The sequence below is a fragment of the Bacteroides graminisolvens DSM 19988 = JCM 15093 genome, from assembly GCF_000428125.1.
GTDB classification, from domain to species: Bacteria; Bacteroidota; Bacteroidia; order Bacteroidales; family Bacteroidaceae; genus Bacteroides; species Bacteroides graminisolvens.
The window spans coordinates 39,539-53,750 of record NZ_ATZI01000007.1 but is presented as its reverse complement, the minus strand read 5'-3'; the positions used below and the strand labels follow the sequence as shown (position 1 = coordinate 53,750).

The 14,212-nt window shown below is 44.3% G+C and carries 14 protein-coding genes; all 14 read right to left on the bottom strand.

From position 1 onward, the window contains the following. Positions 1-66: 66 nt before the first annotated feature. On the bottom strand, positions 67-555 hold the full coding sequence (locus tag C511_RS0107355; protein ID WP_024996444.1) for a hypothetical protein: 489 nt from the start codon (positions 553-555) through the stop codon (positions 67-69). A 56-nt stretch (positions 556-611) separates the two neighbouring features. After that, a complete protein-coding gene (locus C511_RS0107350) occupies positions 612-890 on the bottom strand; it encodes a hypothetical protein (RefSeq protein WP_024996443.1) in 279 nt (92 codons plus the stop codon). Positions 891-893: 3 nt separating this feature from the next. Beyond that, positions 894-1,664, bottom strand: a complete 771-nt coding sequence (locus C511_RS0107345; protein WP_024996442.1) for a 3'-5' exonuclease — start codon at positions 1,662-1,664, stop codon at positions 894-896. Continuing rightward, entirely contained in the window at positions 1,646-2,179 is a 534-nt protein-coding gene (locus C511_RS0107340; RefSeq protein WP_024996441.1) for a hypothetical protein, read from the bottom strand. Before C511_RS0107340 ends, C511_RS0107345 begins: the two co-directional genes overlap by 19 nt. Next, complete coding sequence (locus tag C511_RS0107335; protein ID WP_024996440.1) at positions 2,180-4,357, bottom strand: helix-hairpin-helix domain-containing protein; 2,178 nt, start codon at positions 4,355-4,357, stop codon at positions 2,180-2,182. Further along, entirely contained in the window at positions 4,348-5,250 is a 903-nt protein-coding gene (locus tag C511_RS17215) for an NUMOD4 domain-containing protein (protein ID WP_051260479.1), read from the bottom strand. Before C511_RS17215 ends, C511_RS0107335 begins: the two co-directional genes overlap by 10 nt. Before the next feature lie 35 nt (positions 5,251-5,285). Next, positions 5,286-6,044, bottom strand: a complete 759-nt coding sequence (locus C511_RS0107325) for a DNA-methyltransferase (protein ID WP_024996438.1) — start codon at positions 6,042-6,044, stop codon at positions 5,286-5,288. Continuing rightward, a complete protein-coding gene (locus C511_RS16365; protein ID WP_187373990.1) occupies positions 6,013-7,752 on the bottom strand; it encodes a PHP domain-containing protein in 1,740 nt (579 codons plus the stop codon). The genes C511_RS0107325 and C511_RS16365 overlap by 32 nt, the downstream gene beginning before the upstream one ends. Continuing rightward, positions 7,752-8,780 carry a toprim domain-containing protein gene (locus C511_RS0107315; RefSeq protein ID WP_027317993.1) on the bottom strand — a complete coding sequence of 343 codons (1,029 nt, stop codon included), beginning with the start codon at positions 8,778-8,780 and terminating at the stop codon, positions 7,752-7,754. The genes C511_RS16365 and C511_RS0107315 overlap by 1 nt, the downstream gene beginning before the upstream one ends. Positions 8,781-8,784: 4 nt before the next feature. Next, positions 8,785-10,143 (bottom strand): DnaB-like helicase C-terminal domain-containing protein, encoded by a 1,359-nt coding sequence (locus C511_RS0107310; protein ID WP_024996436.1) that lies wholly within the window; start codon positions 10,141-10,143, stop codon positions 8,785-8,787. Further along, positions 10,136-10,750, bottom strand: a complete 615-nt coding sequence (locus C511_RS0107305; protein WP_024996435.1) for a hypothetical protein — start codon at positions 10,748-10,750, stop codon at positions 10,136-10,138. Before C511_RS0107305 ends, C511_RS0107310 begins: the two co-directional genes overlap by 8 nt. After that, on the bottom strand, positions 10,734-11,342 hold the full coding sequence (locus C511_RS0107300) for an RNA polymerase sigma factor (RefSeq protein ID WP_024996434.1): 609 nt from the start codon (positions 11,340-11,342) through the stop codon (positions 10,734-10,736). The genes C511_RS0107305 and C511_RS0107300 overlap by 17 nt, the downstream gene beginning before the upstream one ends. A 101-nt stretch (positions 11,343-11,443) precedes the next feature. Next, the gene (locus C511_RS0107295) at positions 11,444-11,917 is read right to left on the bottom strand and encodes a crossover junction endodeoxyribonuclease RuvC (RefSeq protein ID WP_024996433.1); all 474 of its coding nucleotides are present in this window, start codon (positions 11,915-11,917) and stop codon (positions 11,444-11,446) included. After that, positions 11,895-14,210 (bottom strand): hypothetical protein, encoded by a 2,316-nt coding sequence (locus C511_RS0107290; RefSeq protein ID WP_027317991.1) that lies wholly within the window; start codon positions 14,208-14,210, stop codon positions 11,895-11,897. The genes C511_RS0107295 and C511_RS0107290 overlap by 23 nt, the downstream gene beginning before the upstream one ends. Between the last annotated feature and the right edge of the window lie 2 nt (positions 14,211-14,212).

Sequence of the window (14,212 nt, the reverse complement as noted above, 5' to 3'; positions counted from 1 at the left end):
AATACTCCATAAATCACAAGGATTATGATTATTAAAACATATACTATCCTTTCGGCTGTTTTTTGACTAATCTTCGGTTTCACGAGGCGGTGTATTTTGAGGTACAATGACATTGAAAATAATATTGCTGTTTTCATTACCACCCTTACCCGTTTGGCTCTGGACGTTCTTAATGGGATAAATCTCCATCAAAGCTTTAGCGGCATTAACCGATACGGCACGAAGCGGTGCCGGAGAAAGCGGGACACCAAATTTGTCCACATACTCACCTTTAGCCGTTTCTGACATTACAGCCTTTAGCGTCTCAGAGACTTGCAGTTTCACGGCTGCCGCTTCAATATCTATATCCCTTTGGGCTATCAGTTCCTTGATGTAAGCGGTAATATGCTCTTTGGCAAACAGGCGGCGAGCAGCAAGGGCAATGTTTTTCTTATCCTCTCCAAACACCTCCCTGTAACACGCCTCAGCTTGTCCGGCAAACTCTTTATCACCATCGACAAACAATTCGCAGAATTCAATCTCCGCATTGGTTAATTTTATATCTTTCTCGTCCATACTTACTTTCTAAAAAAAGCCCGGAAGGAAATCCAGGCCTTAGTTTCCTTTGTATATTAAGGAATAGTGGTTTCATCTGATGGTGGTTTAACCAAATATGATTTTTCTTCGATTAATTGCTCCATCAACAGTTCATAAAAGACCTGAGCCAACGCATCGGCAGAGGCCTCGGCATCTGATAGAGAGTTAATGGTACGCATATTAAAAGCTATATTCAGGTCATAACCTGATATTACAGCCATCATCTCGGTACCATCATAGTTCACCGCTCCATAAGTCATCCGGTCTGATTGCTTGAACGAAACTACCTCTTCGTTCTTTTCGGCCTCATTCATACTCTAAATCTTAAAATGGGTTCTTGTTTTTTCCTTTTTTGCAATAGTAACGTCGCCACCTTCTTGCCGGAGCCGGGCCGAGCAAACAGCCGCCACGTTCAACGTAGCCGTCACGTCGGCACCCGCGTCGTGCGCATCATCGAGTTCAATGCCTAATCGTTCCGCTAATAGTTCGAGTTTGTATGAGGTTACATCCGGCAGATGAGCAAAAGCGAATCGTCCCAAATCAATGGTATCGACGTAGTGAGGCTGAAAGTTTCCGTAAAAATCAGTTGTTCCGGCGAACACTTTCTCAAACTCTTTTACCAATCCGGCGTAATTCATCATCTGTTGCAAGAACCCAATATCAAATGTGATGTTCTGACCGATGAGTATGGGTTTAGATTGATGTCCCTTACTCAGGGTATTATGTTTGGCAAACTCTATCACGCTGGTTGCCACTTCTTTTATATCCACTCCCATCAGGTTGAGAGTTTCCATTGTAATGCCTGAATAGGTTAGAGCAGCGGGTTCGTATTTCATCGGCTCTCCTTGTTCTTCCTCAAAAAGGGTTTGACGGGTTTTAAGTACCTTGCGTTTGGGTACGCCTCCGACTTCTTGTTTACGGTAGGGAGTGATGTACTTCTCATAGCGGTCAATCACCTCCCATGTATCCATTCGAACCGCCTGCATAGCCAACTGCGTACAAGCCGAATCAACACAGGTCAATCCTCCGGTCTCGAAATCCAGCACGATGGCCGTGTAAATTTTTGCTTCTACTTTAGGTGCTGCCATTGCTGAATCTTTATATAGGTTTCACGAATCTTGTGCTCAAACTCTTCAAGTGTACCGTTGTTCTCTATGACGTAATCGTAATAATCCAGCGGCAGTGGTGTTCTATCATCGTCTCGCTTGATTCTATCCGGTGCAATGCCCCGCTGAATCAAAGCGTCTGTTGTTGATTCCACCCGAATAGAAATAATATTGAACTTGTGGCTCTTTGTCTCTTTCAGATACTTCAAGCCTCGTTCATCTACCACATAAGCGCAGTGCTTTTGTGGTGGTACCTGGTCTTCCAGTGCAAAATACTCATACTCGGCAAATCGGGTATAGGACAACATCTGCGAATAGCTGAAACGGTGTGTGTTACTGATGTAATAGTGATCAATGCCCTCAATCTCTCCCTCTCGTGCCGGGCGTGTAGTGTATGACACGATCAGAAATACGTTCAATTCATTTTGCAGAAGCTTCGAAAGATAGGTCTTGCCTGAACCGGAAGCTCCCACAATGGCAATGATGGTGGGTTTCATTTACATTTGTTCCATGATGGATGATTTATGAGTGTTCAAACTGTTCGCTCCCGTGTAATCACTATACTTAATGATGGCGGTAACGATAATCACTTTATCTTTGAGTGTGGTAATTGGAGCCTTGAACTCGTTGAGAAAGTCGCTCCAACAAACCAACTCCATCAGGTCATTATTCTGTTGTAGTGTCAGCTTGGCAAACTTCTTTTTCTCGCCGCTAGTCTTGTCTTTGTAAGATTTCTCCTCGACTTCGATCACGGTGGCACACACAACGATACGTTTGCCCTCGTTATCCAAATCCATTGCGCTGCGAAGCTCCATCCAAGAGGCTTTACCCTTGACTTTCGGCTTAGTCTTCGAGGCATCGAAAATTCTACGGTAATCAATAGAGCCGATACCGGAAACAGCTATCTGTTGCATTGACCAGTAGTAATGTTTGTCCAGTAAATCGGTCGGAAAATCTTTCTCCGGCAACTCAAAGCCCAACTCGTTGGCAGCACGTTGCACAATCCCGTATCGGTCAGTGATGGTTTCAAGCCGTTCGATATTGTCAAAGCACCCTGCAAGAATCATATTCTTAACATGCCGGGCATTGACAGGTACACGGGTTACTTCGTCCGCATTGTCCGGATCATCCCAGTAACTGTATTTTTTCAGTTTGTAGCGGAATATCCGGTGAATAAAGTTTTCAATGGAAATAAAAACACCGCCTCGGTTCCTTTCAGCTATAATATACTCCACTGCTTTTGCTCCGAGCATCTTAATGCGGGTCAGCGACCAAAATATCTCGTCGGTCTGATAGTTGGTAAAAAACTTCACGTCGGACACATTTATATCCGGGGGTACAATCTTCGCCTTGGAACATTGCTCCATTTCCGACATCAAAGCGGGAATCTCTTTATCGTCCGCCCATTGAAGGGCAACGGTGTAGAATGCGGTCGGATAGTTGGCTTTAAGGTAGGCTCCGACATAGGCAGTAATGGCGTATGCAGTGGCGTGGCTGGAGTTAAAAAGGTAGCTGCCAGACAGTTGTATAATATCCCAAATCTTCACGGCATCTTCTTTAGGACAACCTCGCTCTTTCGCACCTGACATAAACTGCTCTCTCATAGCGTGAATCTTATCCATTCGCTTCTTAGAGATTAGCTTTACCAGATTAACACCGTCACCTAACGAAAAGCCACCTACTTCACGGGCTATTTGGGCAACCTGCTCCTGCATAACAATCAAGCCGTATGTATTTTTCAACGCCTCGTATGTGCCCCATAGATAAACCGGCGCTACCTCGCCACGCTTGTAAACCAAATATTTCTCCGTGGAGCCAGCCTCGATAGGAGCCGGACGATAAAGAGCCGCTGCCGCAATCAGGTCACCTATACAGTCGGGACGCATATCCATCAAGAACTTGGTCATACCACGGCCTGAGAACTGAAAGACGTTTTGGCTAAATCCATTTGAAAGTATCTTATAAGCCTTCGGATCATTTAGGTCACCCTTAACAATCTCCTCAAACGTAACTCCCGCATTATACACACGGTTACACTCGTTGATGGTGGATTGGATTTTAGATAATTCCTTGATGCCCAGACAGTCGTTTTTGAGCAATCCCACCTCGTCCAGCGAATAGCCGTCAAACTCCGAGACAAGCATATCATCAACCTTCTTGATGGGCGTGTAATCAAAACACTCCATCTTTTCACCATCTTTGGTTTCCGGAGTGATAAGTATGGCCGAAGCGTGTACCGAAGCCGAGCGTGGTTGCCCCATCAAAGGGCGAATGTCCTCAATGACCTGTGGGTAATCCTGAATAAACTTGTTTACCTTCTTATTGACTGCGGCCAACTGAAATAGCTCCGTCCAACCCATCTTATCATCCTCAAAAATGGCTGTGATGTAGTTTACGATGCTCAACGGCACTTTATGCACCCTCGAAACATCTTTGAGCACCGCTTTGAGTTTTAGTGTGGCGAGCGTTCCGGCTGAGAATACACGTTGGTTACCATTGACATTATATCGTCTCTCCAGATACTCCTTGACTTCTTGTCTTTTATCACTTTGGAAATCACAATCGACATCACCGCAGCTACCACCACCCCCTTGTCGATAACCGTCCAAAACAACTGTATCAAGAACGACTATCGGACTATTAGATATTTTTTGTTTGACACATACTATTTGCATTGCCTGTATATTTTAAAATTAACTATACTGGATATAGTTTGCTTGCATACATCGAATGCTATGGCCAAATCTCTTTGCGCTACTCCCAAATTATTCAGTTTGCGAATCCTTTTGACATCAATGTTGGATAATTTGGCATTAGAACTAAATTGACCATAATCTTTTTTGAGCTTTTCGTCAATTGCATGTTGGTAATTCTCTTTTCGAGTGCACATTTCCAAGTTACATACGCAGTTATTATAAACATTACCATCGATATGATTAATCTCGCACTCAGAATCCCAGTTTGACAAAAAACTCATTGCGACCAATCTATGCACCATGTATTTTGTGGCGACATTACGCATACTTAAATTTACCGCTAAGTATGGAGATGTTTTCCCACTACCAACTCTTAAAATCTTTGAGGGGAAGGATGTCTTTTTACCATTCTTGTCAATAAACGACCTAACGGTACTTCTAACTCTTCCAATGCTGCTCACTTCATAAAATCCTTCAAATCCGGGAATCTTACGCCAGTTCTCTTGAATAATGGAATCTTCCATTATTTTAGTTGCTTTCAGAAACATTGCTTTTCTGTGCATTCCTGTAATGATGTTTTTTACATTTTTTCTAATTTCCTTCGTCTTAGAATTGAAATTCTGCATTAGCACTTCATATATTCCATTTTCTGTCAGCATCCATGCCTCCTGTTCACCATCAATGGTATAAACAATGTTTAGTATCTTTTCGTCATCGTCGATTGACCGTAACATCACTGAGGAATTGTCGTGTTCTATCCACTCAGCCACATCCTTAGCCAGAAATAGCGGATTCTCAAAATCACCATACACATTAACCTCCTGGTTCAGAATTTGCTGCGTTGAGAGCAGCACTGCATTTTTTGTAGCCATACTAATTGAATTGTCTTGAATTTCTACATAATCTGTTATTCAATCTTCAGGCTTATTTCAGCAATCAATATCTCTTTTGCCACATTGAAGTAGTGGCTATCTTTTTCTATTCCGATAAACTTCCGATTGGTATTCAAAGTAGCAATACCCGTTGAGCCGGAACCAAAGCAGTTGTCAAGAACAGTCATACCTTCATGGGTATAGGTTTTGATGAGATACTCCAAGAGGCTAACCGGCTTCTGTGTCCGATGTACACACTTGCTGGGGTGAGGCTTCTGAAACGATATGATACTGGCAGGGTGTTTGAGCCTGCTCAATTCTGCGTCAACCGGCTTATAAACTCCGTAATTCTGATTGGTCGGTGCATCTGTTTTGTGTTTTGTTCCCTTATCGTGATTTGGCTTTCCAACACTCTTTTGAGGATTGTAGACAGGGGCTTTCTTGTAGAATACGGCAATACTCTCGTGTCTTCTCAGCGGCATACGGCTGGCGTTCAGAAATCCCGTTGAGAGCTGTTTGTCCCACACAAGATCATACTTAAACATCTTGCGATTACTATTCACCAGATCCACGTAAAACTGTCCTTGTGCAAAGAGGACTATCACTCCGTTGTCCGAGATGATGGCATTGTAGCTCTCCCAGAGTTTATCGAAAGACAGAGGTTTGTCGTCTTTGTGATTAGTGACACCGTAGGGCAAGTCGCAAAGAATCATATCGACCTTTATCCCTTGCCGGGCAAGCTGTGGCATTATCTCCAAACAATCACCGTGATATAGCGTTATATTGTCTCTCATTGTCGAAATAGTTTACGTTCCACAAATAATCTCTGTGATCGAAAACCAAATCGTCACCATCATTCAATTGATCTGCATATACTACTATCTCTGTTTCGTCTCGCACAACAAGTAACTGAGCATCCTTATCCAGTCGCAGCACCTTACCATTTCCAAGCGTCAACTCGACATGCGAGGTTGATTCTATCTCACCTGCAAGAACCGTCGCTTGTGCCGGATAGAGCCCGGCTCGTTCCGGAAGCAGGAAACGCTCAAAAAGCAGGTTGTACTTTATCGGGTCAATGAGCGTAATCCCCATCAGGTACAATGCCAGACAACCTCCAGCCGAACCACGACCGCACCCGACCAAGATGCCATTCGTTCGAGCCCAATTCACGGTATCAAACTGCACAAGGCAATAATCAACATTATCCGTACTCTCCAAAATGTAAATCTCGTGCTCCAACCGTTTGCGATACACTTCTTCCTCTCCTTTGGGAACCAACCGTTCAAAACCTTCTTCCAGCAAGGCAAGGAACATAGCGTGTCGGTCGCCGTATTTTTGTTTCTCCTCATCGGTCATATCGTATCGTGGCATAAAGTTGCGGTCGGTCTCATAAGCTGCTTCCGCTGCCTCTGCTATTTCTACCGTTGCCCCACACATCCGTTCAAACAGTTTTTCTACATCCCATTTGTTGCTGAACAGTGGCTCAATCACCGTAAAATGCTCATCTACATCCTTAAAATACTGCTCATCGCTCTGCTCATGGGCTGCACTGGTAGCTATCTTGTTTAGAATAATCTTATTCCGCGCATCCTCCTTATCCAAATAGTAGCAGTCACATATCAGTATAGGTTCAATCTCGAATGAAAAGGTTACGGGGTCGGCAAAATTCTCAAAATAGCACGCCACAGAATGCAACACCTCCACATCAATACGCTCGGCTTTATACTCGGTAAGGTCAACCTGAAAGTATAACTTGCCAAAGGCTTCTTTAAGCATTGCTACAACGTGCTTGCTCTGATTGAGCCATAGCCCGGAGCGTTTACCCAATACCAATACAAGCCCTTCGGCATAGTCAAGCAGTTGCCGGAAAGTCAGTGTCTGGTCAGCACTGTCAACCATTATTGCCTTTTGAATACGGAGTAGGTTTCGCAATCCCTTGTCCGCAAGAGCATAAACTTTCATTTCCACCTTTTCATCCAGATGATTTAGCGTAAAAGAGTACCCAAAGACATATTTCAGTTCTACTTTGGCACACTCTTTCTGTAAAGTCAGCGTGGCGGCCATCGTATTGTAATCACAGATGCCGAGAGCCGTATGCCCTAAATATTTAGCCTTTCGTACCCAGTCAGCCACATCACCCGAACCATTCAAGAGTTCAAACGAAGTATGTACCCCCAGATTGACAAACGGAACATTTAGCCGGGTGGGTTGCCGTTTGCCAATGTAGCGGAGCAGATTAAACCGAAACTCCTCACGCAGATCGTAATAGTAAAAGTTGTTTCCGAATGGGAATACTACATAGTAAATCTCTTCCTGCATCAATACATCGGGCGACTCCATCAGGTTAAATCGGACACCGGAATCTGTTACTTTCAGTATGCTGCTAACCCCGTATAAGTCAGCGAGTAGCATCTTCCCAAAATCTTCTATCTCTATCAATTCACTGTCTATCTTCCGAAAGCATATTCGATTCACTTCCAGCCATGCGATTAATTCATTCATTATTCTTGTAATTTTGATAGTTTGTATTCTAATGGACTTCTGAGACGTCCTGAGAAAATCTCAAAAATATCGGTATCGGTCAGGTCTTGCCAATCTTTTGTAGGATCTGCAATATCTGCGATGAAGACCTCAAAGTATGGTGATAGTTCCGTTGCGGTCTGTTTGATGGCCGACACTGCATCTCCATCAAAACCCAGCACCACTGTTCGTACTCCCTTCGTTTGTAGCTTGTAAATCTGTGCCTGTGATACCTTCTTGCCGAAAGTTGCCACCGCCACAAAATGAGGGTTGTCGTACAATTCCAACTTTCGGGTGATCGCCACTACGTCAAAGATGCCCTCAACCAGTATCACCGTATCGGTTTCATCTTCAATCACCGCATCGTAGTTATAGAGTAGCTTCACGAAATCATTCTGCGTAGAGTTGTTAAACCGGCGTATCTGATACTCTCCGGCTCGTTTGGCTTTGCGGTTATAGTTATCAATCTCTTCTTTTGACCAGGTGTGCCGGGCTACATAACCCACCACATCACCGGAGTCTATCACCGGGAAAATCACATAGTCATCATAGCGGCGATTCAGCCCTGCGGTAATACCAACCGGAAACTGCTCGTAATCGTCATAGACAAAACCCCTTGCCTTGAGATATGGATGCGTATAAACCTGTCTGTAAAAATCCGGTAATTCCACTATTCCCAGCGTATCGTCTATCTCTTCTTCATTGTCGAGGGGAAACAATAGGTTCGCATTAAGCGGTGCCGAGAGATCCGCAGTTGGCGTTATCATCAGGTCGGGTCTACCGATCTCTTCCAGCAATTTATCTCGTGTCAGCGTAGAACGACCACAACTGAAACAATGTGCCATAAACGGCTTTTTACGAAGGGTCTCTTTGCCTATGTATATGCCGTATTTATCTTCCTTGCCACAGTAGGGGCAACGGGCAATCAGGTTCTTATTACCACCGTCCCGTTTGGCTCCCAGATGGCGGGTAATCTCCTCAATAAGAAAATCAGTCTCGTGTTTATTCATACGGTTAGCTGTTTAAAGAGAATGTTCGTTGGAAATCACAGAATACCTCATTGTCGTAGTCTGTGGCTATCTTAATCGTATCACCTTTTTTGAAAAACCGGGCTTTCGCAATATGAAGCCGCATCACATCCTCCTGACGTTCTGCCGATGACTGGTTCAATGAAATCAGGTGAGTACATGGACGTGCCAATCCTTTTGCCTCCGAACAGTTGTATTCGGTCAGTACATTGTTCTCGTTGTTAAGCCAGTCCCGGTTCTCGATGGTCGCCTGATAAGTCACGACCATCCACACCTTCTCGTCGGCAGCAAGGTCTTTCAGGTCATTGGCAACGGCAATACGTTTTGAGCGTTCGTGTTCGGCATTCCATACCCGGCGGCTGGCATCAGTCAACAAGTCCATCGAGTCGATAATCACGATGTCCGGATTACGACCGCACTTTTTACGGTATTCGGCAATCCCGTTTTTAATATCCAATGTCGAGACACGGGCATTGAAACGGGGAAAACAACGCACGGTAATCGAACCGCTCAGGGCTTCTACCGTCCGTTCAAACTGTCGCATCTCCGTTTCGGAAATCTTGCCACGCTCAAAGTAGTAGGCATTTTTTGATACCAGACCACCCGAATAAGCATTCAGAGCCTCCTCCTCCGAACCCTCCAACTGGAAATGGAGTATATGCAATCCGTCATCAATGTTACCCCGGATGCCGATATGTTTCACAATGTGGGATTTTCCTACACCTGTAGAAGCCAGGAAGCAGGTTAGCTGCCCACGCAGGTTACGCCCACCGTTCAATGCATCGAGGTATGGCACATAAAATCGCGTCACTTGCGGCATCGAGGAGTTTTGTTCCTCCCGGTCTTTGGCTTGGTTTTGTCGGAATCGCTCGGTAAAGGTCTTGGCAACATCGACAAAGGCAGAAGATTTAAGCGTAAAGCCGGACAACCACTCGGCGTACTCTTTCAGTAAATCCTGCGCTTTCTCTTGTTTGCTTTGATTATAGAGTTTGCCAACTTCCGAATAAACATTTTGTAGTCTGACTCCCTTGATATAACTCTCAAACATATCCAACACCGCTTCCGAACTGCTGTCAATATCATACTCCTGAAAGGTGTTGATTAATTCAATGGCATCGTAATCGGTACTGAAAGCCTGAGCAAGCACAGCATACGTTGGAGGATTTTTATAGTTGCGATAGTGATTGGCCACCACCTCCTGTATCCGTTGAAACGAGCGGTCAGGCAAAAACTCCTTCTCCATATATTGCACCAATACCCCACAAATAGTATCGCTTTGCAAGGCGGTAGCATACAGTTCATAGAGGAACTCCACACTTAGTGGGTTAGTTTTCGGCTTACCCATTTTGCACCTCCTTCCCCTTAAACTCGGCTACCCGAAGACGATATATCTCCGGGTATAACTTTTGGGTTCTGACCTTGCACGCTTTCGACTTTACACAACTGCGGCATACCGAAGAAAAAGGTGTCCAAAGCAAAGTGGAAACCCCACAGATATAGTAACCGACTTCTGTGGATAGTGCCCTGCGCTTGGTCGAATCCTCATAATCGGGATAGATAAACCGAAACAGAGGATGTACGCTGCGGTCTTCTATCTCACGTAGCAGATCCTCACGAGTCAGGTTAAAATTCGCTAACCACCTATCTTCATAATACTTCTGTCCGGGCTTTCGGGTTACAAATCGTGTCAGTGCCTTTATCCCAAACGAATGAGGCAGTTTCCATTTTGGTAGATAATCTGCTCCATATTCGGAAATTTGACGAACCTGGCACACACAGTAATCGACAATGCGTTCCAGACCTACCTCACCGTAATGTTTGGTGAGGTAGTCCAGTGCATCATCAATCTGCTTTTCCGCCAACCGACCACCCGGCATGGCGAAAGTGGATTGAACGCTCAAACGCACGAGGAGCACAAACAAGCGGCTTATGAGCTTACTCTTCTCTTGCATCGCCGTCTCGTGTTATCAGGTTTCGCATTTGCTTTTTGGCTAAGAAGATACGGCTCTTGATGGTGTCCATATTCTTAGCTTTCAGATTGCCATTTTGGAAGGAGATTTCAACAATCTCTTCCATCTTGTAGCCTGCTTGTTGAAGCAGCAGTGCCTCTTTGTGGATGGGAGCCAATTTATCCAACGCTTCCAGAATATCGTCATTGTAATATTGCCGATAATTCTCCATCCCCATGCAGTTACCGCTGATGTGATCATCATCTTCCGTGTCAGGAAGATCCACGACATCCACATTATCGCTGACCTTCATCAGGCTGTTGCGTTTGTTCAGGTCGAACACATGCCGTTGCGCTACGGCATAGATCCAGCTTTTGAGTGGGCGTTCCGGATTATAACTCTCGATGTAGCGAAAGAAATTAACCAGCACTTCGCTGTAGTTATCTTCTATATCGCCATCCTCGAATGTGTATTTGATACAAATACTATATACCAACCTCTTATGAGGTAATATGTACTTAGTAAAAAGTTCGGTTCTGCGCTTGATTGACTCCGGGTCTAAATCACGCTCAGAGGGTAAAGATTGTTTTCTCACACGCTCTTGCCAACATGGTGAAACAAAAAAACTACGTCTCAATCTGTCAGCTAATCCGCATCAATTCATCAATCTAAACTCTTCTTGCAATGGTCAATTCATTAGAAAACACGATACTTGTGGCAGTAGTATTTGAACACCCAGAAAGCATCCGCTTCATCGTCCGTTCGGGGACGGTAGTTGTATTTGGCAACACAGGCGTTTATCATATCAAGTTTGGTCGCTCGGCCGTTTCCTGCACCGAATTTCTTGATACTTGATACGTTTAAGAATACAGGCTCCGGAAGGTTCAGGGTGTCACACACCTCTAAGAGAATACCCCTGAACTCGGAAAGCTTTCGCATATCAATGAAATGATTGTTTACATTAACATCTTCGGCTACTACCAGCCTGATGCTGTGCTTAGTTATAAAATCAATCAACGTATCCCGAAACGCCTTGTGCTGCTTGTTGTCGTTTCGGGCTTTGGATTCATAAAAATTCCATGCCCCCGATTCGTGAACAGAGTAATATCCCGTTTGGGTAGCAATGTCAATGGCGAGTATTTGCTCCTTACACAATCCTTGATTCTCCATTCTCTTTGCGTATAGTTAAAGTATGAGCGTATGACTCACTCACGTGATTATGAGAAACGACAAGTGCCGTTATTCCAAGCTTGTTCAATGACTCAAACATCTTTGCGAGTCCTTCTTCGTCAACCGCACTAAGAATTTCATCCAACACAATAAGCGACAATCCTTTATCAGTATCACAGTTGCTATTAACCAGCTTCTGCATCGCAAGAATCGAGGCGAGTTGCAGGCGTGCAGACTCTCCGGCGCTCAACTTACCAAACGAGCCGCAATCAATGCCATCTCGCAAAATAGAGATAGAGATTTTTTCTCTCATCTTACCTGTTTTAAGCAGGGTATATCCAGAAAATAGGATTCTCAAATCACTGCCGATGCTCTCCAAAAACTCGTTGGTAATCTTACTCAACGCTTCAACCTTCGTATTAGCGAGGTAGGAACGGAACTGAATAAACCGTTGTTCCTGTTCCTGAAGTCGTCTCAGCTCCGTCTCAATTTCCGTTTTCTCCTTCAATACCTCATCCGACTTTTTACGATAGGTCTTAAGCGATGCTTTGAGAGAGAGAATCACCTCATCCGGCAAAGCATTGTTTAGTTCCCCGATAGTGATGTATAAGGTCTCGATAGAACTTTCCATTGCAGCAATATCTTCTCCCAACTTCTTAATTTCACGCTTACGGGAAGTTGTCGCAGCATCCACAATCTCATACGCTTGGTCGAACATTTTACGGCGAGTATTCTCTATGTCATTTTGGATCGAGACAAGTTTGTCTGAAAGCTGTCGGCTCCTTCGTTGCAAGGATTCGAATTTGTAATTCAGTGTTTGCAACTCCTTTTCCGCCACATCCACTTTGGCAAGCCACTCGCTGTTATCGGTATTCAGTTTGCGTCTGGCCTGTTGAATATCTTTCTGATCTTGCTCAATAAAGACAATGGTCTTTTCTGTCTCAGTACGCTTCTGAGTAGTCTTTTCTAACTCCGTTTTTAGGAGTTCTAACTCTTCTTCACCCTGAGCTACATCGAACGATTTGTCTGAAGCCACAAATTCAAATGCACACTTAGGGCAAGTGATAACTCCAGCAATTTTGTTTTTAAGTGATTCAATGGTAGAACTATGTACACGCCTCTTTTCTAAAAGTGAGGTACTGAGTTTATTTGCCTCTTGCATCTCTTTTTCTAAATCAGCGAGCTGTTTTTTATAGCCTTCGCTTTTGGTGGTGGCATCTACAACAAACTGAGCGTGTAGAGATTTTATCTCGGCACATTTATGTGTCTGCTTTTCAACTTCACCACCGATAGTAATAATCTCATCCGAAAGAGCCGCTTGTTCAGTCTCAGCCAGTGATAATTCATTCGTCTTTGTTTGCAGAACGCTATTCCAGTCGGTTAGCTTGCCGAACGGTTTAAGCACCACCTCAATGCCATTCAAACAGATTTTCAACGATTCTTCACTATCTTCAAGTAGCTGAATCTCCTTGTCAGTTGTGTCGAGAGTAAGAAGCACATCTGAAATAGCGTCAATTTGGACACCCATGCCTCGGAGCAATTCCCGTTTATCGGATATGCTTTTCTCAATGGCGGCAATCTTCTCAACTTTGCTTTTAGCACGCTCTTCCTTGAAGTTTTCTTCCTGCTCTATCTGCTCAACAAGCATCTTGATTCGCCCGTCCACTCCGGCCAGTTCCAGATCCACTTCGTGCAGCTCCTTTTCAATGGGGGCAATATCCTCGGTAATCTTAGCTATGGCTTCATCGACTACGATACCATTTGAAAAACGGTTGATAATCTCTTTCTTCTCCTTGTCGGAACTCGAAAGGAAATCCTCGTAGCGGTGTTTTGATAGGATAAAGTTGTTAAAGAGTTCATCACGGGTAATACCCAGTTTTTCGAGTATATACTTGTTGTAGGCATCTACTGAATGCTGTACTGCCTCGTCAGTAGTGACTGTTTTACCATCTCTTTCAATGACACAACGAACCCCTGAAGCCCCTTTGCGATAGAGGGATCTTTCAATGGTAAACACTTCGTTTGACGAACTATTGGCAAACTCCAACGACACATAGCATTCATCGGCTACATCGTTGATAATCTCCTCATTCTTTATTTTTCGAAGGGGTGAGCCGGTAATGCCGATAGCGATGCACTCCAAAAGTGCTGACTTGCCGGAACCGTTCGAGCGTTGGCTTTCGTTATCCCGGTTATCTCCGAAAATAAGCGTGGTTACACCTTGCGTCAGCGTGTAATCCAATTCCTTAAACGCACAGAGATTCTGTGTTGTAATTCTATTTAGTTTCCACATGG

What these genes read in the sequence shown, in the direction of transcription:
- C511_RS0107345 (WP_024996442.1), bottom strand. Translation starts at nt 1,664, where the DNA reads ATGGCAGCACCTAAAGTAGAAGCAAAAATTTACACGGCCATCGTGCTG.
- C511_RS16365 (WP_187373990.1), bottom strand. Translation starts at nt 7,752, where the DNA reads ATGAATGAATTAATCGCATGGCTGGAAGTGAATCGAATATGCTTTCGG.
- C511_RS0107295 (WP_024996433.1), bottom strand. Translation starts at nt 11,917, where the DNA reads ATGGAGAATCAAGGATTGTGTAAGGAGCAAATACTCGCCATTGACATT.
- C511_RS0107305 (WP_024996435.1), bottom strand. Translation starts at nt 10,750, where the DNA reads ATGCAAGAGAAGAGTAAGCTCATAAGCCGCTTGTTTGTGCTCCTCGTG.
- C511_RS0107335 (WP_024996440.1), bottom strand. Translation starts at nt 4,357, where the DNA reads ATGCAAATAGTATGTGTCAAACAAAAAATATCTAATAGTCCGATAGTC.
- C511_RS0107340 (WP_024996441.1), bottom strand. Translation starts at nt 2,179, where the DNA reads ATGAAACCCACCATCATTGCCATTGTGGGAGCTTCCGGTTCAGGCAAG.
- C511_RS0107350 (WP_024996443.1), bottom strand. Translation starts at nt 890, where the DNA reads ATGAATGAGGCCGAAAAGAACGAAGAGGTAGTTTCGTTCAAGCAATCA.
- C511_RS0107355 (WP_024996444.1), bottom strand. Translation starts at nt 555, where the DNA reads ATGGACGAGAAAGATATAAAATTAACCAATGCGGAGATTGAATTCTGC.
- C511_RS0107325 (WP_024996438.1), bottom strand. Translation starts at nt 6,044, where the DNA reads ATGAGAGACAATATAACGCTATATCACGGTGATTGTTTGGAGATAATG.
- C511_RS17215 (WP_051260479.1), bottom strand. Translation starts at nt 5,250, where the DNA reads ATGGCTACAAAAAATGCAGTGCTGCTCTCAACGCAGCAAATTCTGAAC.
- C511_RS0107310 (WP_024996436.1), bottom strand. Translation starts at nt 10,143, where the DNA reads ATGGGTAAGCCGAAAACTAACCCACTAAGTGTGGAGTTCCTCTATGAA.
- C511_RS0107290 (WP_027317991.1), bottom strand. Translation starts at nt 14,210, where the DNA reads ATGTGGAAACTAAATAGAATTACAACACAGAATCTCTGTGCGTTTAAG.
- C511_RS0107315 (WP_027317993.1), bottom strand. Translation starts at nt 8,780, where the DNA reads ATGAATAAACACGAGACTGATTTTCTTATTGAGGAGATTACCCGCCAT.